The 22083-nt window shown below is 55.4% G+C and carries 13 protein-coding genes and 1 CRISPR repeat array; of the genes, 12 read left to right on the plus strand and 1 reads right to left on the minus strand.

Going from position 1 to position 22083, the window contains the following annotated elements:
• The first annotated feature begins 87 nt into the window (after positions 1-87).
• From BR04_RS12430 to BR04_RS12445, 4 genes are read left to right on the plus strand one after another with little or no spacing between them, the layout of a single operon-like run.
• Positions 88-5826, plus strand: a complete 5739-nt coding sequence (locus BR04_RS12430) for an alpha-2-macroglobulin family protein (protein ID WP_496356338.1) — start codon at positions 88-90, stop codon at positions 5824-5826.
• Position 5827: 1 nt separating this feature from the next.
• Positions 5828-8014 carry a transglycosylase domain-containing protein gene (locus tag BR04_RS12435; RefSeq protein ID WP_496356339.1) on the plus strand — a complete coding sequence of 729 codons (2187 nt, stop codon included), beginning with the start codon at positions 5828-5830 and terminating at the stop codon, positions 8012-8014.
• A gap of 35 nt (positions 8015-8049) precedes the next feature.
• Positions 8050-9183, plus strand: coding sequence for an ABC transporter substrate-binding protein (locus BR04_RS12440; RefSeq protein ID WP_496356340.1), 1134 nt, complete (start codon positions 8050-8052; stop codon positions 9181-9183).
• Complete coding sequence (locus tag BR04_RS12445; protein WP_496356341.1) at positions 9180-11807, plus strand: hybrid sensor histidine kinase/response regulator; 2628 nt, start codon at positions 9180-9182, stop codon at positions 11805-11807. Before BR04_RS12440 ends, BR04_RS12445 begins: the two co-directional genes overlap by 4 nt.
• A gap of 159 nt (positions 11808-11966) precedes the next feature.
• On the opposite strand, the gene BR04_RS12450 is transcribed toward BR04_RS12445, so the two are convergent.
• Positions 11967-12659, minus strand: coding sequence for a superoxide dismutase (locus BR04_RS12450; RefSeq protein ID WP_496356342.1), 693 nt, complete (start codon positions 12657-12659; stop codon positions 11967-11969).
• 227 nt (positions 12660-12886) lie between these two features.
• On the opposite strand from BR04_RS12450, the gene BR04_RS12455 reads away from it, so the two are divergent.
• The 8 genes from BR04_RS12455 to cas2 all read left to right on the plus strand — a co-directional run bounded on the left by BR04_RS12455 (position 12887) and on the right by cas2 (position 21558).
• Positions 12887-13879: a helix-turn-helix transcriptional regulator gene (locus BR04_RS12455; RefSeq protein ID WP_496356343.1), complete on the plus strand. Its 993-nt coding sequence runs from the start codon at positions 12887-12889 to the stop codon at positions 13877-13879.
• Positions 13880-13923: 44 nt separating this feature from the next.
• Complete coding sequence (gene cas3, locus BR04_RS12460; protein WP_496356344.1) at positions 13924-16074, plus strand: CRISPR-associated helicase Cas3'; 2151 nt, start codon at positions 13924-13926, stop codon at positions 16072-16074.
• A gap of 245 nt (positions 16075-16319) precedes the next feature.
• Positions 16320-16973, plus strand: coding sequence for a type I-C CRISPR-associated protein Cas5c (cas5c, locus tag BR04_RS12465; protein ID WP_496356345.1), 654 nt, complete (start codon positions 16320-16322; stop codon positions 16971-16973).
• A complete protein-coding gene (gene cas8c, locus BR04_RS12470; RefSeq protein ID WP_496356346.1) occupies positions 16970-18721 on the plus strand; it encodes a type I-C CRISPR-associated protein Cas8c/Csd1 in 1752 nt (583 codons plus the stop codon). The genes cas5c and cas8c overlap by 4 nt, the downstream gene beginning before the upstream one ends.
• A gap of 1 nt (position 18722) precedes the next feature.
• Positions 18723-19613 carry a type I-C CRISPR-associated protein Cas7/Csd2 gene (gene cas7c / locus BR04_RS12475; RefSeq protein ID WP_496356347.1) on the plus strand — a complete coding sequence of 297 codons (891 nt, stop codon included), beginning with the start codon at positions 18723-18725 and terminating at the stop codon, positions 19611-19613.
• Position 19614: 1 nt separating this feature from the next.
• The gene (gene cas4 / locus BR04_RS12480) at positions 19615-20241 is read left to right on the plus strand and encodes a CRISPR-associated protein Cas4 (protein WP_496356348.1); all 627 of its coding nucleotides are present in this window, start codon (positions 19615-19617) and stop codon (positions 20239-20241) included.
• Positions 20238-21263, plus strand: a complete 1026-nt coding sequence (gene cas1c / locus BR04_RS12485) for a type I-C CRISPR-associated endonuclease Cas1c (RefSeq protein WP_496356349.1) — start codon at positions 20238-20240, stop codon at positions 21261-21263. Before cas4 ends, cas1c begins: the two co-directional genes overlap by 4 nt.
• A gap of 4 nt (positions 21264-21267) precedes the next feature.
• Positions 21268-21558 carry a CRISPR-associated endonuclease Cas2 gene (gene cas2, locus BR04_RS12490; RefSeq protein WP_496356350.1) on the plus strand — a complete coding sequence of 97 codons (291 nt, stop codon included), beginning with the start codon at positions 21268-21270 and terminating at the stop codon, positions 21556-21558.
• A gap of 227 nt (positions 21559-21785) precedes the next feature.
• Positions 21786-22079: a CRISPR direct-repeat array (repeat unit 31 nt; unit sequence GTCGCCCCCCCGCGGGGGCGTGGATTGAAAC).
• The last annotated feature ends 4 nt before the right edge of the window (positions 22080-22083 follow it).

A 22083-nucleotide genomic window follows, 5' to 3' on the forward strand; every position in this document is an offset into this window, starting at 1 on the left:
ACGGGGTAAGGCTGCATGGGATTCTGCTGTCCGGGATCGGATGCAGCCTTTGATTTCAGGCCTGCCTGTGCTATAAAAAGATGCATCTTGAATGCCACCCTTTTTCTGCGCTGTGAGGTCCCTCCCATGTACAAGCGGCTTCCCGTCCTTCTTCTTTTCCTGTTGTGGCTGCCCTCTCTGGTTCTGGCCAGCCCCCTTCTGCGTCTTGTCCCCCAGGGAGAGGATGTCCCCACAGACCAGCGCATCCGTCTGGAATTTGACCGTCCCATGATTCCCCTGGGTCAGGGGGCCGCAGCGGCGGTTCCCCTCCATATCCATCCTGCCCTCAAAGGACAGTGGCGCTGGACGGATCCCCAGACCTTAAGCTTCCGGCCTGATCCCGAAGAAAAGCTCCGCCCCGCCACCCGCTATACCCTGCGTCTGGATGCAGGACTCCGCGCCCTGGACGGTACCCCTGTGCCCCCCTTTCCGGAAAAGAGTTTCATCACCACCCGACCCAGAATCGAGCATGTCTTCTTCCGTCAATGGCTGGATGCGGCAACGCCGGTTTTCGAAATCCATGCCAACATGCCCCTGAACCGGCACTCCTTGCGGGATACCCTGATTTTCCGCACAAAAGACCACAGCTATCCCGCAGAAGTCACCCGGACAGCGTCCTCCGAAAGTACAGAAAAGAAAGGGGATGCGGAAGATGTCCGCTGGGAAGTCCGCCCCCGTGTTCCCCTGCCTCCGGATCAGAAGGTGGACATCCAGGTAAAAGCAGGCCTGATGACGTCTTCAGGCCCCCTTCCCGGAGTGGAGGCTTTGGATCTGCGCTCCTTTGCCACCTTTCCTGCCCCGCAGTTTCTGGGACTGCGCTACCCCTCAGCGGATGGAACCAGCCACCTCCTTGCCCCTGCCGGACAAGGAGAAGACAGCGGCTCTGCGGCTCCGCCCGCCGATCCGGAAGGCTACATGGAACTGATCTTCACAAGCCCCGTCCGCATTGGGGAAGCCACACAGCACATCCGCTTTCTTCCTTCCCTCACGGGAGAAAAACCGCCCTGGGAAGGCTATTACGATTTTGATCCCAGCCAGATCCTTCACCAGAAGGGCGATACCTATACCCTTTCCCTGCCCGCCCCTCCGGCAGCGATGCAGGCCTACACCCTCCATGTGGATGCCGCCCTCAGCGATCTTTTCGGCAGAACGGCAGGCAGAGCCTATACCCTCCGGTTTAAGACCGATCACCTGAAGCCCGCCTTTTACCTGCCCAACAGTACCGCTGTCCTTGAAAAGGCCATCCCTTCGGAATTCCCCCTCTCCCTCACCAATATCGAAGGTTTCCGCATTCAGGGAACGGCCATGGATGCTGAAGGCAAACGTCCTGTGGATACGGGTCTGCTGCGTCCCGACCTGCCCCAGGACAGCCCCCGCACCCTGGCCGCCGGTGTCCGGCAGATCCTGAGGGAAAGCGGTACCCTCACAGCCGAAGTACACACCGCACCCGGAACGGAAAGCTATGAAGGCGCAGGCCGTTTTCTGGCCATTGTCTCTCCCTGGCAGATCGTGGCCAAAATCGGTCATTTCAACAGCCTGATCTGGGTGACGGATCTCAGCACCGGTGCTGCGGTTCCTGACGTCCGCATCCGCATCCGAGAAGGTTTTGAAAAGGATCTCGGCCTTGAAGACCGCATCGTTGCCGAAGCCCCGACGAAAACCGATGGGGTGGCCCTCCTGCCGGGAACCGCAGAGCTGGATCCTCAGCAGCGGATTGAGGGTCGGGGGGAATACCAGGAAGACAAGCCCCTCTGGTTCATTGAAGCCAGCCTGGGGGAAGATCTCATCCTTTTTCCCCTGGACTGGCGTTTTGCCCTTTATCCCTGGCAGCTGACCTCAAGTTCCATTGAGACCCGCAGCGAAGCCCCCCTGGGGCACATCCGGGCCTGGGGACTCACGGCCCAGGGCATCTACCGCAGCGGTGAAACCATGGACTGGAAGCTCTATGTCCGCAATCAGGATCTCACCGGACTGATTCCGCCCCCCCTCACGGGCTGGACGCTCCGTATTGTCGATCCCAGGGATCAGGAAATTTTCTGCACCGAGGAGCTGCGCCTTTCCGAGTTCGGCACAGCCCAGGGCTCCCTGAAAATTCCGGAAGACGGGGCTGTGGGCCGCTATCGTTTCGAGCTTTCCCACAGGGACAATCCCCGTGTCTTCACCCCCCTTTCCGTTATGGTGACGGACTTTTCCACATCCCCCTTCCGGGCTTCTGCGGAAATTTCCGCCAAAAAGGCAAGACCCGGAGAAACCCTGAACCTGAAGGCCATGGCAGCCCTGCATTCCGGCGGCCCCTATGCGGATGCCGAGGTGCGTATCCGCAGCCATCTCCGCACCCAGCCCTTTACGCCTCCCAACCCGGCCCTGAAGGATTTTTATTTTGACACCCTCATGCCCGGAGAAAGCGACCCGGAATCCAGCCTCTCGGACATTGCCAGAAAACTGGACAAGGAAGGCAGGACGGATCACGAGCTTCGAATTCCCGAATCCCCCATCGCCTGGGGACTGCTGATGATGGAAGCCGCCATCCTTGATGACAGGGGAAAATCCGTTCAGGCCACAACAAGGGTTCCCTTTGAAGGCCGGGATCGTCTGGTGGGGCTTCAGGCCACCCGCTGGATGCAACAGGCGGGACAGGCCGCAGAGTTCCGTGTGGTGGTGGTGGATCCCGACGGCACTCCCCTTGCCGGTGTTCCCGTACACTTCAAGGCAGAACGTCAGGAGGTTTCCCTGGTACGGGCCAAAGGTGCCGGAAACGCCTATACCCCCCGTTACACGGTTCAGTGGAAAGAGGTGGCCGCCACCCGTCTGCAATCTGAAACCAGGCCTGTGGATGGGGTCTTCACACCGGACACGCCAGGACTCTGGCGGGTTGTGGCAAGTATTCAGGACAGGGCAGGCCGGGAACACCAGACCCGCCTGAGCGTGTGGGTGGCCGGTTCAGGCCCCGTACTCTGGGAAAGCGGGGATGACCTGAGGCTGGAGCTCATCCCGGAAAAAGAAACCCTGAGCGTGGGCGAAACGGCCCGCATCCTGGTCAAAAATCCCTTTCCCGGTGCCCAGGCCCTCATCACGGTGGAGCGTTACGGCATCCTGCATCATGAGGTTCGTACCCTGGAAGATGCCGCCCAGCTCCTTGAAATTCCCATGGACGCTGCCACCCTTCCCGGATGCTATGTCTCCGTTTCCCTGCTTGCCCCCAGGGTGAAGGATCTCCCCCTTTCCGAAGAAGGGCCGGATCTCGGTAAACCCGTATCCCGAAGCGGTTATCTCCACCTCACCGTCACGGCTCCGGAACAGCGTATTCCCGTAAGCGTCCAGCCGGAAAAGGAAAATTACAAACCCGGAGAAACCGTTTCCCTGACGCTCTCTTTGCCGGAAAATTTCTCCGAACCAACGGAGTTCTGCGTTGCCGTGCTGGACAGTGCCATCTTTGATCTGCTGCCCGAAGGCCGGAAACTCTTTGATCCCCACACCGGCCTCTACAGTCCCGTAACAGCCATGGATGTGGAAACCTTCACCCTTCTCACCCGCCTTCTCGGTATGCAGCGTCTGGACGCCAAGGGCGCAAGTCCCGCAGGAGACGGCGGCGGGCTGCGTCTCAGGGAAAACTTCCGGGGGGTGGCTTACTGGAACCCCTCCCTTCTGCCCGATGCCGCAGGAAAGGCCAGCTTTTCCTTTGTCGCGCCGGACAACCTCACGGGCTGGGAGGTGCTGGTCATGGCCGCAACGGCAGGGGAACGCATGGGCACAGGCCATGCCCTGCTCCGGGTGAACCGCCCCACGGAAATCCGGCCCCTGATGCCCCATTTCCTGAGAAAGGGAGACCAGCTCCAGGCGGCCTTTTCCGTCTTTAACCGCACGGAACAGATCCGGGATCTCGATATTCTCGCCACGATCCACAACACACAAGAGAGTCTGCTGGAGTCCCTTACGGTTCAGAGCCGTCTGGCTCCCTGGGAACGTCGTACCTTCACCCTGCCCGTCCACGGGAAAGATCCGGGGATGCTGCGCATGGAAGTGCGTGCTCAGGATGCACTGGACGGGGACGCCCTGGCCCATGAGCTGGAAGTTGTGGAAGACCTTTTCCATGAAACCCAGGCCTTTTCCGGAGTTGCCCGGAAAACACTCACTCCCATCAAAATTCAGATCCCGGAAGAGGCCAGACCCGATACCGGCGGCCTGGGTATCCGCCTTTCGCCCAGCCGGATTTCCGCTGCGGAAGAGCCCCTCATCTTTCTGAGGGATTATCCCTATACCTGCTGGGAACAGCTGCTTTCACGGGCCATGGGGGCAGTGCTCTATCTCTCCATGATGGATTTTCTTCCCGATGAGGTGCACTGGAAGGATGCGGAAAAACTGCCTGCGGAAATTCTGGCCCAGGCTGCCCGCTTTCAGACTCCAGGCGGAGGAATGGCCTATTATCCCTCAGCCGGAGGCGGGGAAAATCCCTTCCTTTCCGCCTTTACCTCTCTGATCTTCCTGAAGCTTTCGGAGTTTGGCTTCATCGCCGATCCTGAGGTCACGAGAAAGCTTGACGCTTATCTGGATACCCTTCTGCGCAAGGATCTCACGGCTTCCCCCCTCGTCAACCGGACAGCCCGGATCCTGACCCTGCTTGCCCGTGCAGGCGATGCAGACAAAGATCCCCAGATTTTTGAACGCCTGAGACCCGATGTCGCAGAGGACGGGCTCTTTGCCACAGCCCTCTACCTTGAAGCCGCCGCCAGAAATGATCTGCCCTATGCCGACCTTGCCCCCCTGGTGGATGCCCTTCTGGCCCGCACCCACAGAAACACCACAGGGCTTGCGGCCCAGGATGAGAAAAGCCTTGCCCATCCCTGGCTCATGGCCTCCGACACCCGCACCCAGGCGGCGGTGCTTCTCGCCATGATCCGGCTCAGCGAACTCTCCGATGCCCCGGAGGACTTAAAAAACTATCCTCCCCTTCTTCTGGCGGAACTTCTGGAAAAACAGGGCAAAGCCGCCCGCTGGGAAAGTACCCAGGACAACCTCTTTGCCGCCATGGCCACCCTGGAATATGCCCTGAGCTACGAAAATGAAGAGGTTCACCTGGATGTGAATCTGAAGGGTTCCACTGAACTTGAGGGTCAGGCACAGTTCCGGGATATCCGGGATGCGGCCCTGCGCTTCACCCGGCCCATGAACGAAAGGGATCCGGGGCGGCTTCAGGAGCTGACCCTTGAAAAGGACGGGGAGGGTTCCCTGTATTACACGGCTGCGGTACGTTTCATGCCGGAAGGAAAAAAAGAACCTTCAGACAATGGGCTGCATGTACGGCTCCGGGTTCTCAGCGTCAACGACACCCCCGTCACGGGAGATGACCTGCCCCCCCTTTCCAGGGGTGACCGTATCCGGCTTGCCTGTGACATCAGCAGCACCCAGGATCTGCATTTCATCATGGCGGAAATCCCCCTGCCCGCAGGTCTGGAGGCCGTGAATCCCCATCTGGCCACAAGCCTGTCCACAGAGGAGAAACCGGAACCGGAACTGCCGGAAAATATCCGCAATGGAAGCCCATGGCCCTTCTATCATCAGGAAATGGGACAGAAGGCCGTACGCTTTTTTACCGAAACCCTGCCCAGCGGGAACTGGCGTCTCAGCTTTACGGCCCAGGCCATCGCCGAAGGACATTTCCAGATGCCGGCCGCCCATGCCCAAGCCCTGTACAGACCCGAAATCTGGGGCCGCCACCGGGATGGAGAACTGCACATCGGATCTTGGGACAAAAAAACGGATGCCCTTCACTCCCGAACCGAACCCTGACATGGAAAGCCGGACGCTTTTCCTTTACACTGGCCTGCCTGTCCTGTGCGGCCTTTGTCTTCTCTTTTTCAGCCTCTGGATTCTGCCGGGACTGCGGCCTTTGCCCCACAGCCTGGATCCCGGCCTTCCAGGAGAACGCATCCGGCTTACGGATCGCCATGGCACGCTTCTCAGTCTCACACGGGAAGAACCTTTCAACACCAGCGATCTTGCGGAGCTGGATGCCATTCCCCTGCTGCTCCGTCAGGCCCTTGTGCTGGCGGAAGACCAGCGCTTCTTCAGCCACAGCGGGACGGACTGGCTGGCCGTCAGCCACGCCCTTTTCCAGAACCTGAGGGCAGGCCGCAGCATCCGGGGTGCCAGCAGCATCACAGAACAGGTGATTCGCATCCTGCACCCGAGGCCGAGAACCCTGCGTTCCCGCATCCTCGAAAGTCTGGAAGCCCGTCTTCTGGAAAAAAAAGTCTCCAAGGCGGAAATCCTCGCCTTTTACCTCAATCAGGTACCCTACCCGGATCGCTGTCGGGGTGTGGTACAGGCGGCAAGGACGCTCTTTGACCGGGATCTTGCCACACTGGGTGCCAACGAGATACTCACCCTGGCCATTCTGCCGAGAGCGCCCCAGGCCCTGCATCCGGAAAACCACCCGGAACGGCTTGCCCTCCGGCTGCAAGGTCTGGCACTTCGCATGAAGGAAGCGGGCCTGCTGGAAGAAAGGGCCTTTCGCCTGGCTACTCAGGTTCCCGCAGTCCGCAGGGCGGAACTGGCCGTGGAAGCCCCCTTTTTTGTCCGCTTTGTCCGGGAGAATCTTCAGGACGTTTCCGATTCCCGGTCTTTTTTGCTGAAAACAGGTCTGAAAACAAGTCTGGACGGCCCTCTCCAGAACAGGATACAATCCCTTCTCGACAGCCGGGTTTCTCTGTTACAGCAGGAACGGGTGCTCAACGGAGCCGTTCTGGTCATTGCCCATGAAACGGGAGAAATCCGGGCCTGGGCCGTCGCCGGCAATGGGGACAGCCGATCCGGAGGCCGCATCAATGCCGTTCTGACACCCAGACAGCCGGGCTCCACCCTCAAACCCTTTGCCTACGCCATGGCCCTGGAGAAGGGCTGGACAGCGGCAAGCCCCATCGCCGACACACCCATCAGCACAGCCGTTGGCAGGGGACTGCACGATTACCAGAACTATTCCCGCAATGCCTATGGTCTTTTGCCCCTGCGGGATGCCCTGGCCAACTCCCTCAACCTGGCCGCTGTCCGCACCGTGCGCCATGTGGGCATCGCCCCCTTTCTCACCACCTTAAGGACATGCGGCCTCTCCTCCCTGAACCGCAACCCGGATTTTTACGGAGACGGCCTTGTTCTCGGCAATGGTGAGGTTTCCCTGAAGGAGCTGACCGAAGCTTATAGCGTACTGGCCAGCGATGGGGTGAAACGGCCCCTGCGTTTTCTTGCGAACGAAAAGACGGTTTTACGGGAAGCTCGGATTTTTGAGCCGGATACGACCCGTCTCATCGCTCTCATCCTCTCGGATCCCGAAGCCAGAAGGCGGGAGTTCGGCCCCCTGCTTTCCTTTCCCGTGCAGACAGCCATCAAAACGGGCACCAGCTCCGACCACCGGGATACCTGGGCTTTGGGTTTTGACCACAGCCATACGGTGGGCATCTGGATGGGCAACCTGGATCGCAGCCCCACGGAAGGTCTGGCCGGTGCTTCCGGCCCTGTCCCCCTGCTCCGGGCCATCTTTGCAGAACTGAACCGCCAGCAGCCGGGCCATGCCCTGCCCCTGCCCCGCCATCTCGTACAGCAGGACATCTGCATCCGGGAAAACAGGGAGGGCGGCTGCACAGGCTTTCGCAGCGAATGGCTGCCTCCGGGTACCGCCTCCACAGCCCGCTTTCTGGCAGTGGAGGAAGAAAGTGCCATCCGTCTTGTCCGGCCCCCGGACGGTCTGCTGCTTGCCATGGATCCAAGAATTCCTGCGGAACGCCAGCGCCTGGGGCTTGCGGTGGAAGGAGTTCAGGAAGCCGCCCGTTATGTATGGCACATCAACGACACCCTTCTCGGTGAGACCCTTGAACCGGAAATTTTCTGGACGCTGCATCCCGGAACCCATGACATCCGGGTGGACATTCTCCGGGAAAACAAGGAAAAAATCACGCGCAGGGCAGGCATCCGGATTCTTTGAGTGACATGAGCCCTCAACAGAAAGGACATTCTCCCATGCAAAAAACCATGCACCTCTGCTGTATTGCCCTCATATCGTTCTGCCTTGCGGCCTGCGATCCGCCCCCCATCCGGGTGGGATTTTCCGGAACCCTCATGGGTTCCTATGCGGATCTCGGAGTCCATGGCCGCAATGGAACCCAGCTCGCCCTGGAAGAGATCAACGGGATGGGGGGGATCGGGGGACGGCGTCTGGAACTGCTGGTCAAGGATGACAAAGGAACCCCGGAAGGTGCCCTTCAGGCGGACAGGGAACTGATTCAGGCCGGGGTGGTGGCCATCATCGGCCACATGACCAGCACCCAGACCCTGGCGGCCCTGCCCCTCATCAATGAAGCGGGCGTGGTGCTGCTCAGTCCCACCACATCCAGCCCTGAACTGAGTGGCCTGAAAGACTTTTTCTTCCGCGTCCAGCCCGCAGCGGATGGCCCGGCACGGGCCCTTGCCCGCTATGCCGTTCAGGAAAAGAAATTCAAACGCCTGGGAACGGTACGGGATCTGAACAACAGGGGCTATACCGATCCCTTTCATACCTTTTTTGTCCGGGAGCTTGAGGCTCAGGGCGGCACCCTTGTCATGGAACAGACCCTCACAAGCCCGGATGCGACGGACTGGCAGGCTCTGGGGGCTGAGATCGCAAAGACAAAAATCGACGCTCTCCTTGTCATTCTCTCCGCAAGGGATGCGGCGACCCTGGCCCAGACCCTCCATGCGGCCAAGATCTCTCTCCCCCTTTTAAGCTCCCACTGGGCCATGACCGAAGACCTGCTCACCGCGGGCGGAAAAACCGTAGAGACCATCATCTTTGCGGCCCACTCCTTCCGTGAGAATCCCAGTCCGCGATACCGTCTTTTCCTGGATCGTTATTTTGAGCGTTTCGGGCATCTGCCCTCCTTTGCAGCGGAATATGCCTTTGACGCCATGCACATCCTGGCCCTGGCTCTGGAGCAGACGGGGGGGAAACAGGAAGGCCTGAAAGAGGCCCTCGTCCGCATCCGGAACTTTCCCGGCCTGCATTATCCCATCAGCCTCAATGCCTTTGGGGATACCCTCAGCCCCGTTCATATTCTGGAGGTTCAGAAGGGGCAGTTTGAACCCGTCCTTCATATGCTGCTGGAGGCCATGCCATGAAAATCCCTTCCCTCAGTCACCTGCTCCACCGCTATCTGATGCTGCGTCTGCTCCTGCCAGCCATCCTCCTGATACTGTCCATCGCTCTCTTTTCGGGCTGGCAGCGCTGGCAGGAGATGCAGCGGGAACAGCAGATCCAGACCCTGGCCATCGCGGAATATGTGGCCACCTATCTGAACACCTCGGCAGAAGTCCTCACCCTTCTGGCAGAAACCGCATCCCTTGCCACCTTCCCTTCCCTCTCCGACGCCTATCTGAAAAAATCCACATCCTTTGAACGTATCCTGCTGCTCACGGATACGGGAAACGTTCTGAAAACCTTTCCCCCCGCAGGTACGCTCAAGGATTATTCCCGTCTCATCACCATGGCCCAGCAGAAAACCAGCACATCGGATCTGCGGATCTCCTCCCCCTATCTGGCGCCCTTAAGCAACCAGATTACGGTCAGCCTGTTCAGCAGGGTTGTGAACCAGCAGATGGTGGTGGGCGAGCTCAACCTCTTCAATCTTCAGAACTTCATCGCAGGACTGGGAAAAACGGAACACAAGGCCCATGTTTTCATCACGGATCGCTATGGCACACTCATCGCCCATCCGGACAGTACCCTGGTGAAACAGCAGACCAATGTCGGCCATCTCCGATCCGTCGGCCTTGCCCTTGGGGGCCACAGGGGCTTTCTGGGAATGGACATCCTTCAGGATGTGCCCCACCTCTTCAGTGCCGCCCCTGTTCTCAACGGAGAATGGATGGTCTTCACGGCCTGGAATGCGAAAGCCCTCTTTTTTTCCATCCTCTTTCTCATGGTTTCCCTGGTACTGCCCCTGAGCCTGCTTCTCATGCTCACCTTCTGGTTTTTAAAACAGAACCTCGACCGGGAAATCTCCCAGCCTCTGGCCCGTTTTGCCCAGACCATGGAAAAAATGGAGCGGGGTGAAATCAACCGCAAGCAAGAGCGGCAGGACAGCATGGAAGAAAGCCCCTTCCATGAACTGGATGTACTCCACCGGGGCTTCAAAGCAATGATGCGGGCCATTTTCGAGCGGGAGCAGGCGTTGCGCATCAGCGAAAAACGTTTCCGGAACCTTGCCGAAGCCCTTCCGGAAAGTGTTTTTGAGATTGATCTGGACTGTGTGATCACCTACGCCAATCCCAATACGCTGGAGCGTTTCGGCTATAGCCGCACGGATATCCGTTCCGGACTCAAACTGATGGACTTTGCCATTAAGGAAGACAAAAATCTTATTTTTGACCATGCCCTGAAGGTCTTCCGCAACGAGGTGGCAGGCTCCCTCGAATTTGAAGCCCTGCGAAAAAATCAGCTCACCTTTCCTGCACAGATGCACACCTCAGCCATCCTGATTGAAAACCGGGTCTGCGGACTTCGGGGGTTCATCATTGACATCACCCAGACCAAAAACAAGCAGGTACAGCGTCTGGAAATGGAACGGCGTCTGCTGCACACCCAGAAACTGGAAAGCCTCGGTCTGCTGGCCGGTGGCATCGCCAACGACTTCAACAATCTTCTGGCCGTGATTCAGGGAAACCTGGAACTGGCCATGGATACTATTCCTGACAAGCACTCCGTTCCCTACACCCGCATGGGGCAGGCGAATGTGGCCGTCCAGCGGGCCACGGATCTCACCCGGAAAATCCTGGCCTATTCCGGAAAAGGGCAGCTCATGGCCCAACCCATCAACATCAATCACTTTATTGATGAAAATCAGAGCCTGCTCCAATCCCTGACCAGCAAAACGGTCACCATGAACCTGGATCTCACCGAAGAAAATCTGAGCATCATGGCCGACCCCGGTCAGTTACAACAGGTATTGATCAACCTTGTGGCCAATGCCTCCGAAGCCATGGAAAAAAAAGCGGGAACCCTTTCCATCACAACGGGAAAGCGTTTCTGCGATGCCGCTTTCCTCAGCCGGAGCCGTCTTCTCGAAAAACCGCGAGCCGGTCATTTTGTCCACATTACTGTCTCGGATACGGGTTCCGGCATGGATGAAAAAAATCTGGAACGGATCTTCGAACCTTTTTTTTCCACCCGGCTTACGGGTCGTGGGCTGGGACTGGCTGCCGTACTGGGGATTGTACACAGCCACGGCGGAGCCATCATGGTAAAAAGCCGTCCCGGTGAAGGAAGCTGTTTTCAGGTCTTTCTGCCGGCGCTGGAAGCCCCCGACACCTACGAGGAAGAAACAAACCGCCTCCCTGCCCCTCCCGTTCTTCCCGTAAACAGAACCCAAAACGGTATCATCCTTGTGGTGGATGATGAAAAAATGGTGCGATCCCTCTGTGTTGAAATTATGAAACTTCTGGATTTTTCCACCCTGGAAGCCGCCGATGGCGAAGAAGGCCTGCTGCTCTTCAGGGAGAACAGTGACACCATCCTCTGCGTCATCATGGATCTCACCATGCCGAGAATGGACGGACTCACCGCACTGCACGCCATGCGCCGCATCCGGCCCGACGTGAAGGTCATCCTGTGCAGCGGATACAACAGTGACGATGCCGTACTGCAACTGACGGACAAATCTCCCACACGCTTCCTCAAAAAACCCTTTTCCATTACGGATCTACAGGCAGCTCTCACGGATATCCTGGCACTCCCTTCCGCCTGATTTCTCTCCCCTCAAAAAAAATCCCCGGAAAATCCACGGCCCTTTCCCAGACTGGGAAAAAACGGAAGATTTCCGGGGAGATCCTGCGTTACCCCATCGTCCCCAGACTGGAATATGGGAACGATGGCACACTTCATCCATGGAACAGCATAGGCTGCCTTACCTTGGGGCAAGGGCTTTCTCAAGACGCGCCGTCACCTCCGGCCAGTTCACCACATGCCAGAAGGCATCAATATATTGGCTTCTCTGGTTCTGATACTGGAGGTAGTAGGCATGTTCCCAGACATCCAGGCCCAGAATGGGGATACCGGTTTTTTCCACATCCGCCATCAGAGGATTGTCCTGATTGGGGGTGGACGTCACAAACAGGGAACCATCCTTTGCCACACAAAGCCAGGCCCATCCGCTGCCAAAACGGGAAAGGGCCGCCTGATTGAAAATTTCCTGAAATTTCTCAAAAGATCCAAAATCCGTTTTCAGCTTCTCCGCAAGCAGCCCCTGGGGAAGTCCCCCGCCCTGCGGTGACAGCACCGTCCAGAAGAGGGTATGGTTGTAATGCCCGCCCGCATTGTTGCGTACCGCAGCCGGGAGCCTGTCCGCACCGGCCAGGATATCTTCCAGACTTTTCCCGGCATAGGAAGTTCCCTTCACCGCCTCCACCAGCTTGTTGAAATAGCCCCTGTGATGGCGCTCGTAGTGCACCTCCATAGTCTGGGCATCAATATACGGCTCCAGCGCATCATAGGCATAGGGCAAAGGATCAAAACTCAGCTCCGATGGTACTTCCCGTGAGCAGGAAAAAAGACACAGCACAGCAGCCAGCATCAAAACAACTCCGATTCTCATTTTCATCTTCCTCCTCCAGGCCTTTTTCAGGCCTTCCGTTGATAAGGATACCCGACCTCCCCCATGCAGGATCACTTTTTCCGGGGTACGCGCCACCTGCACCTTGCACACTATCAGAAGATCAACCTATATTCAGCGGAAAATTATGACACCCTGAAAATCCAGACGCTGTCATCCCCACAATTTTCCCAAAGACCTGCGGCCCGGCATCCGCCATCGGTCAAGGAGACCCCATGAACCAGCTTGAACGTATCTATCGCATTGACAGCCTGCTTCAGAGCGGAAAAACCATTCCCCTTTCCCGCATGGAAAAGGAAACGGAAAAATCTCCGGCAACTCTCAAACGGGACATCCAGTACATGCGGGATTTTTTCGAGGCCCCCATCCTCTACGATAAAGCAGCCCGAGGCTACCGCTACGATCCGGAAGCAGACTCCTTTTCCCTGCCCGGATTCTGGCTCAGTCAGACCGAGCTGTACGCCCTGCGCCTCCTTCAGGAAGTAACGGACACCGAGGAAAAGGCCGCCATGGCCCCCTTTCTCGTGCCTGTCCGGGAAAAACTGGACAAGGCCCTTGCAAAGCTTGGCCATGATCCCGCCCTCATCGCAAAGCGCATCCAGGTTATGCCCGTGTACCAGCGCCGTCTTGAAAGAGCGGTTTTCGCCGCCGTGTGCAGGGCCCTTCTCCATGGCCGGGTTCTCGATATCCGCTACCACGCACGGGGAGACGACAAAACCGAAACCCGCCGCATCCACCCCCAGAAACTCGTGCAGTACCAGATCAACTGGTATCTCGTGGCCTTCTGCGAACTACGAAAAGAGCTGCGCACCTTTTCCATGGATCGTATCTCCATCATGGGAATACCGGATCTTCCGGCGGACATCCTTGATCCCAGAAAAATAAAGGAGCACACGGAAAGCGGCTTCGGTATTTTCGCAGGCAAAGCGGAAAACACAGCCTTTCTGCGCTTTTACCAGCCCAATGCCCGCTGGGTGAAGGACGAAATCTGGCACAAAAACCAGATGACCCGCTGGGACGGAGACACCCTGATCTTAAGCCTGCCCTACAACAGCGCCACGGAACTTGTGCGGGAGATTCTGCGCCACGGGCCGGGGGTAAAGGTGGAAGGCCCGGAAAGCCTGAAAATGGAGGTGGTGGCAGCCTTGAAAAAAAGTCTGGAAAATTATGGGGGTGCATCATCCTGTGATGCAGTGGGTGTGGTATGAAGTGTTTTCAAAGGTCGTAAATACAGACTGAAAAAGGAGATTCCATGTTCTACGCGCACTCTCTCGCTGATCTTCCAAAAGAATCCTGGCAGACTCTGGATGACCACCTGACGGGCGTTGCCCTCATGGCCCGTGAATTTGCGGACAGCTTTAAAGCCGGAGACTGGGGCCATACTTCAGGCATGGGCCATGATCTTGGAAAATATCAGCCGCCTTTTCAGAAAAGGCTCGAAGGCTCAAAAGAAGCTGTGGATCACAGTGGCCCCGGAGCCAGATGGATACATGAAACCATCAAAGGATACGGCAAACTCATCGCCTATACCATCCTGGGACACCACGGCGGGATGCCGGACGGTATCTCCGGAACGCACAGGGATCTTGAGGAAAGGCTCAAAACCGCAGCCGACATCCGGCCCTGTCTGCCCCAAACGCCCCAGCTTCCCGCTCTTAAACCCCCCATCCGGATTCAGAATGGATTTCAAGCGGCTTTTTTTACCCGTATGCTTTTTTCCTGCCTCGTAGATGCGGATTTTCTGGACACGGAACGCTTTTTAAATCCAGAAAAATTCCATGCCCGTTCCGGGACACCTCCCCTTAGGGATCTGGAACATGCCCTTACCCGGCACATGCAGGGGTTTCAGGCCAATTCTCCCATCAATGAAAAGCGGACTGAAATTCTTAAAGCCTGCCTTGAGGCCGCCAATAAGCCTCCTGGACTCTTTTCTCTCACTGTGCCCACGGGAGGCGGGAAGACACTGGCTTCCATGGCCTTTGCCCTGAAACATGCAGGACTGAATCAGCTCAAACGCATTATTTATGTCATCCCCTTTACCAGCATCATTGAGCAGAACGCCGACGTGTTCAGGGATGTTCTGGGTGAAAAGGCAATCATTGAGCATCACAGCAACTTTGCACCAGACCCGGAAGAAGAGGATGCCCAGCATCTGCTGGCCCACAGGCTTGCATCGGAAAACTGGGATGCGCCTGTCATCGTCACCACCAACGTCCAGTTTTTTGAATCCCTCTTTGCCAACAAACCTTCCCGATGCCGCAAACTCCACAACATTGCAGGCAGTGTGATCATTCTGGATGAGGCCCAGATGCTTCCACCAGCCTACCTTGAACCCTGTCTTGCCGCTTTAAAAGAACTCACGGAAAACTACAGGGCCTCCGTTGTCTTGTGTACCGCCACCCAGCCTGCCTTAGAAAAAGGCCCCCACTTTGAAAAAGGTCTGAATCCAGAATACATCCGGGAAATTATCCCCGATCCTTTCCATTTCCATGACGCTTTCCGCAGAACAAAACTCACGCTGCTGGGAGATCAGTCTGATCAGAATATAGCCGATGCCATAACAACAACAGAGCAGGCCTTGTGTATTGTGAACACCCGAAAGCGTGCGGCAGACATCTTTTCCCTCCTTGAAGAAGGGGAAAATCTCTTCCATCTCAGTGCCCGTATGTGTCCGGCACACAGAAAACAGACCCTTCAGGCCATCCGCCGCTGCCTTCACAACAAAGAAGCCTGTCGGGTTGTTGCCACCCAGCTTGTGGAAGCAGGTGTGGATGTCTCCTTTCCCATCGTTTTCCGGGAAATGGCGGGGCTGGATTCCATCTGTCAGGCAGCAGGGCGCTGCAACAGAAACGGAGAAATGGAGGGCCTCGGGCAGATTCAGGTTTTTCGACCCCAGGATGGAAAGAGTCCAAAAATGTTCCGGAGAAACATTGCCGCAGCAGAGTCCGCACTGCGTCAGTTTCCAGACGATCCGTTTTCACCCCAGGCCATGCACCATTATTTTAAGGAAGCCTACTGGCTTTCCCCGACACTTGATGAAAAAGACATCATGCCTTCTTTTGAAGAAGGCCGAAAAAGTTTACTTTTTCCCTTTCGTACAGTGGCGGAAAAATTCCGCCTCATTGAAAACGCCATGCAGCCTGTCCTTGTTCCATGGGATAAAGATGCCCAGAAACTCATTGAGGATCTGACACGCCATCCCCACCCTTCGACCCTTTTACGCAAGCTTCAGGCCTATACCGTTCAGATTTATCCCCATGAATTTCGCCAACTGGGTGAGAAAGGGGGGATCATGATGATCAACGGTACCTATCCGGCCCTGACGGGCCTTGATCCCTGGTACTCAAAAAAACTGGGACTTGTGGTGGATGCAGAAACCAGTCCCGAATCCTTTATTATTTGAGGAACTGACAATATTTGATTTTTTTCCAATACCATTAACCTGCCCCATTGATGGGGCATGGATTGAAACATATGAAGCGATGTCAAACGAGCCTGGCAACAAAAAGTCGCCCCAGCTTTTTTAAACACAGGCTTTGACATCCAAAACTCATAATGAGTATGCATTTTAAAAATTCATATGAAGTGAAGTTAAAAAAAATACAATATAGCCCTTACGATTTCCAACCTGAAAAAAAAGGAGGCCCCATGTCCTATGGCTGTCGCATACGGGTGCAGGGGGATTACGGATGTTTTACACGTCCGGAGATGAAGGCAGAAAGGGTGAGCTATGATGCCATTACCCCCTCTGCTGCCCGCGGCATTCTGGAAGCTGTCTATTGGAAACCTTCCATACGCTGGGAAATTGACCGGATTCATGTTCTGAATCCCATCCGTTTTGACAACATCCGGAGAAATGAAGTCAGCGCAAAGATTCCCACAGGTACGGCAAAAAAAGCCATGAAGGATGGCAGTCCCCTCTTCATGGCCGCCGAGGAAAACCGTCAGCAGAGAGCCGCCCTGGTTCTGAGAAATGTGGACTATATCATTGAGGCCCATTTTGAATTTACCGGAGAAGAAGATACCAACCCCGGAAAACATGCCGATATTTTCAGAAGACGACTGGAAAAGGGCCAGCATTTCCACCAGCCTTATCTGGGATGCCGGGAATTTCCCGCACGGATTCTTCCGGCAGAGGACATCCTGCCCTCCTTTTTTTCCAAGGAACCGGAAAGGGATCTGGGCTGGATGCTGCACGACATCGACTATCCCGACGGCATGACCCCACGGTTTTTCCGGGCGGTCATGAAGCAGGGCATCATCCATGTACCGCCATGGCAATCTGCGGAGGTGCATTCATGATCCTGCAATCCTTAACGTCTTTTTACGACAGGATGGTGCAAGAGCCAGAATCTGACATCCCACTTCCAGGATTTTCAAATCAAGGCATCCATTTTTGTCTTACCCTTTCAAAGGAAGGACAACTGACTGGAGACCCTGTTGATCTTCGTGTCGATGGAAAACCAAGACAGCTGATTGTTCCCCAGGCAGTCAAACGATCTTCCGGAGTAGCTGCCAATTTCTGCTGGGACAACACAACCTACGTGCTGGGTGCCGATGAAAAAAATAAACCGGAACAGGCCAAAGCCCGCTTTGAGGCCTTCAAAACTCTTTTCCACCTGATCACCGATAAAAATGAAGATACAGGAATTAAGGCGCTAAGCCTCTTCCTAGAGACCTGGAATCCAGAAGCAGCGAACTCTTTGCGGTTCTGGGATGAAATGAGCGGTTCCAACCTTGTATTCCGGTTGGAAGGAGATAACCTCTTTCTTCACCAACGCCCCGCCATCATTAAAGCATGGAAAAAGTATCTGGAACAGGATAACGATACAAAATCAGGGTATTGCCTCGTATCTGGGGAAATAGAACCCATCAGCCGCCTGCATCCGGCTATCAAAGGAATCCCAGGAGCGCAGACATCCGGTGCCGCCTTGGTGTCCTTTAATCTCCCCTCCTTCACCTCTTTTGGAAAAGAACAAAATCTCAATGCGCCCATAGGGAACACAGCGACCTTCGCCTACACCACAGCCCTTAATTACCTGCTGGATCGCAGCAACCGGAGAAAGATTCAGATCGGTGATGCCACCACCATCTTCTGGGCCGAAAAGACCTCACCCGTTGAAGACCTCTTTTCTTTTATGGTCGATCCTGACCTCATTCATGACGAAGGCTATCAAAGCCAGAGTACGGAACAGGACAAAAAAGAGCTGGAACAAAAACTCCATGCAGTTCTCAAAGCTACGGCCTCAGGCCACCGCCCCAAAGAGCTGGATCAGGAAGACAATCTCTTTTTCATCCTGGGGCTTTCCCCCAATGCAGCCCGCATTTCCGTCCGTTTTTTCCATGTTGCCACTGTCCGGCAACTGACGGATACCATTGGTCTCCATTACAGACAGATGGAAATTGTCAAACAATACGACAATGAACCAGACTTCATATCACCGAGAAGAATCCTGAAGGCTCTGGCCGTCAGGGAAGATACCAAAAATCTTTCCCCCATTCTTTCCGGCCAGCTCATGCAGGCCATTTTCACAGGCAACTCCTATCCTCGCTCCCTCCTTGCCGCAGTCATGGGACGTATCCGTGCGGAAGGTAAAATCGACCGCATACGCTCAGGTCTGATCAAGGCCATCCTCATGCGCAACCAAAAAATGGAGATTCCCATCATGCTTGATCCGGAAAAAACACAGACAGGATATGTCCTGGGCAGACTCTTTGCCATTCTGGAAAAACTTCAGGAAGAAGCCGTACCCGGTACCAACGCCACCATCCGGGATAAATTTTTCAGCTCTGCATCCGCCACCCCCCAGAGAACCTTTCATGTGTTGCTGAAAAACGCCCAGAACCACCTCTCAAAACTACGGAAAGATCCTTCAAGCACAGGTCTTTCCATCACAAGGGATAAAATGATCACAGACATTGTGGCCATGCTGGATACCTACCCCTCCATCCTCTCCATTGAAGATCAGGGGCTTTTTACCCTTGGCTACTACCACCAGAAAAAAGCATTTTTTACTAAAAAATCAACCCCTGAAACCGTGGAGGTATAAAATGACCGCTCTTCAGAACCGCTATGAATTCGTTCTTTTCTTTGACGTGGAAAACGGCAACCCCAATGGCGATCCCGATGCAGGCAACATGCCCCGCATTGATCCGGAAACCGGCTTTGGCCTTGTAACGGATGTCTGTCTGAAAAGAAAAATCCGGAATTTCATTGAGCTTGCAACTCCGGACATTGAGAAGGAAGAAGGAAAGGCCTATCACATCTATGTGACAGAAAAGGCCGTGCTGAACCGCAATCATTTGCAGGGTTATGAAGCCCTGAAACTCAAACCTGAACCCAAGAAACTGCCAAAAAAAGAAGAAGATGCCCGCAACCTCACCCGCTGGATGTGCAACAACTTCTATGACATCCGGGCCTTTGGAGCCGTCATGACCACAGATGTCAACTGTGGTCAGGTTCGCGGGCCTGTGCAACTGAGTTTCGCCAGAAGTGTGGAACCCATCATGCCCCAGGAAATCAGCATCACCCGCATGGCCGTCACCAATGAAAAGGATCTGGAAAAGGAAAGAACCATGGGTCGCAAATACATTGTGCCCTATGCCCTGTACCGGGTTGAAGGATTCGTTTCTCCCCATCTGGCTTCTGATGAAACCAAAGGGACAGGATTTTCTGAAAAGGATCTGGATCTTCTCTGGCAATCCCTCTGCCAGATGTTCGACCACGACCGCTCTGCGGCACGGGGAAAAATGGCAGCCCGCAAGCTTGTGGTGTTTCGTCATGCTTCCAAGCTTGGCAATGCCCCTGCCCACACCCTCTTTGACCGCATTACCGTCAATCGTTCGGACACATCCGGCCCGGCCCGTTCCTTTTCCCAGTATGCCATTGAGATCAATCAGGAAAATCTCCCGGAAGGCATCCTGATAGAGGAGAAACTGTAACATGCTTGAAGCCGATTTTCTTCCCGTCTCCGGTATGCAGCACATGATCTATTGTCCCCGTCAGTGCGGGCTTATCCATGTGGATCGGGAATGGGAGGAAAATCGCTTCACCGCCGAAGGCCGTGTACTGCATGAGCGGGTAGATGAAGGCGGAGAACAGGAAAAATCCGGAGTACGCCTCTGTTACGCCATGCCGTTGAAAAGCCTTACCCTCGGTCTTTTTGGCGTGGCGGATTGCGTGGAATTTCACAGGAGAGGAAAAGGACTCTGGCAGCCCATACCTGTGGAATACAAACGCGGAAAACCCAAGCTGATTGAGGCGGATCGGGTGCAGCTCTGTGCCCAGGCCATCTGTCTTGAAGAAATGCTGCATACAGAAATACCGGAAGGTTTTCTTTTCTACGCAAGCCCGAGAAGGCGGGAAACCGTTCCTTTTGATGCTGCCCTGAGGGAGCTTACCCGCCAGACGGCCATGGAATACCATGCCATGATGGAAAGCGGCGTACTGCCAAAGGCCAGATACCGGAAAAACCGCTGTGACCGCTGCTCCCTTTTTGACATCTGTCAGCCCAAAGCCAAATCTGCAAAACTCTGGCTGCAAAAACGGCTTTCCGAGGATCTCATATGAAACCTCTGCAAAACATCCTTTATATCACCAAACCGGGGGCCTATCTTTCCAAGGAAAGGGAAACCATCCATATCCGGCTGGAAGAAGGACCGGACATAAAAATTCCCATACACGGAATTTCCGGCATTGTGTGCTTTGGTACAGTGGGCATGAGTCCCTGGCTGATGGGTTTCTGCGCGGAGCGCAATGTGGCAGTAACCTTTCTCACGGATACGGGCCGTTTTCTTGCCAGGGTACATGGCCCCCTGCATGGAAATGTGCTGCTGCGTCGGACGCAGTACCGAACTGCGGATGTGGCGGATCAATCCGGAACCCTTGCTGCGGCCTTTGTGACAGGCAAACTCTACAACTGCCGTCAGGCACTCCTGCGGTGCATCCGGGATCATGGAGAAACCCCTGCCCTCCGTGAAACAGAAAAACTTCTTTCCGGCCGCATACGCACTCTGACTTCCGTAAAGGATTGTGATACGGCCCGTGGCATGGAAGGTGACGCCGCCCGGGCTTATTTCTCGGCCTTCCCGGATCTGATCCGGAAAAGTGACCCGGCCTTTGCCTTTTCAGGCAGAAACCGCAGGCCCCCCAAAGATGCCGTCAACGCTCTCCTTTCCCTGTTCTACACTCTGCTTGTCCATGATGTGAGGAGTGCGCTGGAAACCGTGGGGCTGGATGCCGCCGTAGGCTTTCTTCACAAAGACAGGCCCGGTCGGCCCAGTCTCGCCCTGGACATGATGGAGGAACTTCGTCCTGTTTTCTGTGATCGTCTGACCGTTTCACTGATCAACCGGGAACAGGTCAGGGCCTCCGACTTTCTGACAAATCCTGACACTGGAGCCGTTACCCTGGAAGATGAAGCCAGAAAAAGGGTGCTGGCCACGTGGCAGAAGATGAAGCAGGAAACCCTGACCCACCCCTTTACAGAAGAAGCCATCCCCAAAGGACTTGTTCCCTTCATTCAGGCAAGGCTGCTGGCCCGGCATCTTCGGGGGGATCTGGATGGCTATCCTCCCTTTCTCTGGAGGTGACCCCATGATGGTGCTGGTAAGCTACGATGTGAAAACCGGAGATGCCGCTGGCAGAAGACGTCTCCGTCGTGTGGCAAAAACCCTTGAAGATTACGGGCAGCGTGTCCAGTATTCCGTGTTCGAGTGCTCCGTCGATCCAACCCTCTGGGTAAAACTGAAAAACCTGCTGCTGAAAGAAATCGAACCGATGGAAGACAGCCTCCGCTTTTACTACATGGGAAAGAACTGGAAACCCAGGGTAGAGCATGTCGGAGCCAAACCCAGCCTGGATATGGATGGGCCTCTGATTTTTTAAGATTTGCGAGAGAGTAGCAGTCTGAGATTCTTACAGAAAAAAAAGCTGTACTTCTGAAGAGTTGGGGTGGATATATGAAATCAGGTTCGCGTTACAAAATAAGGCTGTAAAAACAGTGGAAAATGGAAAATCATACAATATGGATTGTACTTTTAAACTGTTGGGAAAGGAGGTTCGCGGACAAACTACCTGAACTTCTTGTTTTAACTTAGGTTTATCGCATTACGGTCGCCCCCCCGCGGGGGCGTGGATTGAAACCCAATAGACGTACTTAATAATCGCCGCAGATAGGCTTGTCGCCCCCCCGCGGGGGCGTGGATTGAAACTTGAAGCAGAAGGCGACGGGCCTGAGTTCTTCAAGTCGCCCCCCCGCGGGGGCGTGGATTGAAACTAATATACAAAGCCCCGTTTCGGCGGGGCATAAAGTCGCCCCCCCGCGGGGGCGTGGATTGAAACAAAATGGCTCATCATAAACAAGCGATTCATGAATGTCGCCCCCCCGCGGGGGCGTGGATTGAAACAAGG

The sequence above is a fragment of the Desulfobotulus sapovorans DSM 2055 genome, assembly GCF_059569355.1.

Bases quoted from the DNA above. Each gene is read 5' to 3' on its own strand.
- BR04_RS12435 (WP_496356339.1), top strand. From the start codon at position 5,828: ATGGAAAGCCGGACGCTTTTCCTTTACACTGGCCTGCCTGTCCTGTGC.
- BR04_RS12440 (WP_496356340.1), top strand. From the start codon at position 8,050: ATGCAAAAAACCATGCACCTCTGCTGTATTGCCCTCATATCGTTCTGC.
- BR04_RS12445 (WP_496356341.1), top strand. From the start codon at position 9,180: ATGAAAATCCCTTCCCTCAGTCACCTGCTCCACCGCTATCTGATGCTG.
- BR04_RS12450 (WP_496356342.1), bottom strand. From the start codon at position 12,659: ATGAAAATGAGAATCGGAGTTGTTTTGATGCTGGCTGCTGTGCTGTGT.
- BR04_RS12455 (WP_496356343.1), top strand. From the start codon at position 12,887: ATGAACCAGCTTGAACGTATCTATCGCATTGACAGCCTGCTTCAGAGC.
- cas3 (WP_496356344.1), top strand. From the start codon at position 13,924: ATGTTCTACGCGCACTCTCTCGCTGATCTTCCAAAAGAATCCTGGCAG.
- cas5c (WP_496356345.1), top strand. From the start codon at position 16,320: ATGTCCTATGGCTGTCGCATACGGGTGCAGGGGGATTACGGATGTTTT.
- cas8c (WP_496356346.1), top strand. From the start codon at position 16,970: ATGATCCTGCAATCCTTAACGTCTTTTTACGACAGGATGGTGCAAGAG.
- cas7c (WP_496356347.1), top strand. From the start codon at position 18,723: ATGACCGCTCTTCAGAACCGCTATGAATTCGTTCTTTTCTTTGACGTG.
- cas4 (WP_496356348.1), top strand. From the start codon at position 19,615: ATGCTTGAAGCCGATTTTCTTCCCGTCTCCGGTATGCAGCACATGATC.
- cas1c (WP_496356349.1), top strand. From the start codon at position 20,238: ATGAAACCTCTGCAAAACATCCTTTATATCACCAAACCGGGGGCCTAT.
- cas2 (WP_496356350.1), top strand. From the start codon at position 21,268: ATGATGGTGCTGGTAAGCTACGATGTGAAAACCGGAGATGCCGCTGGC.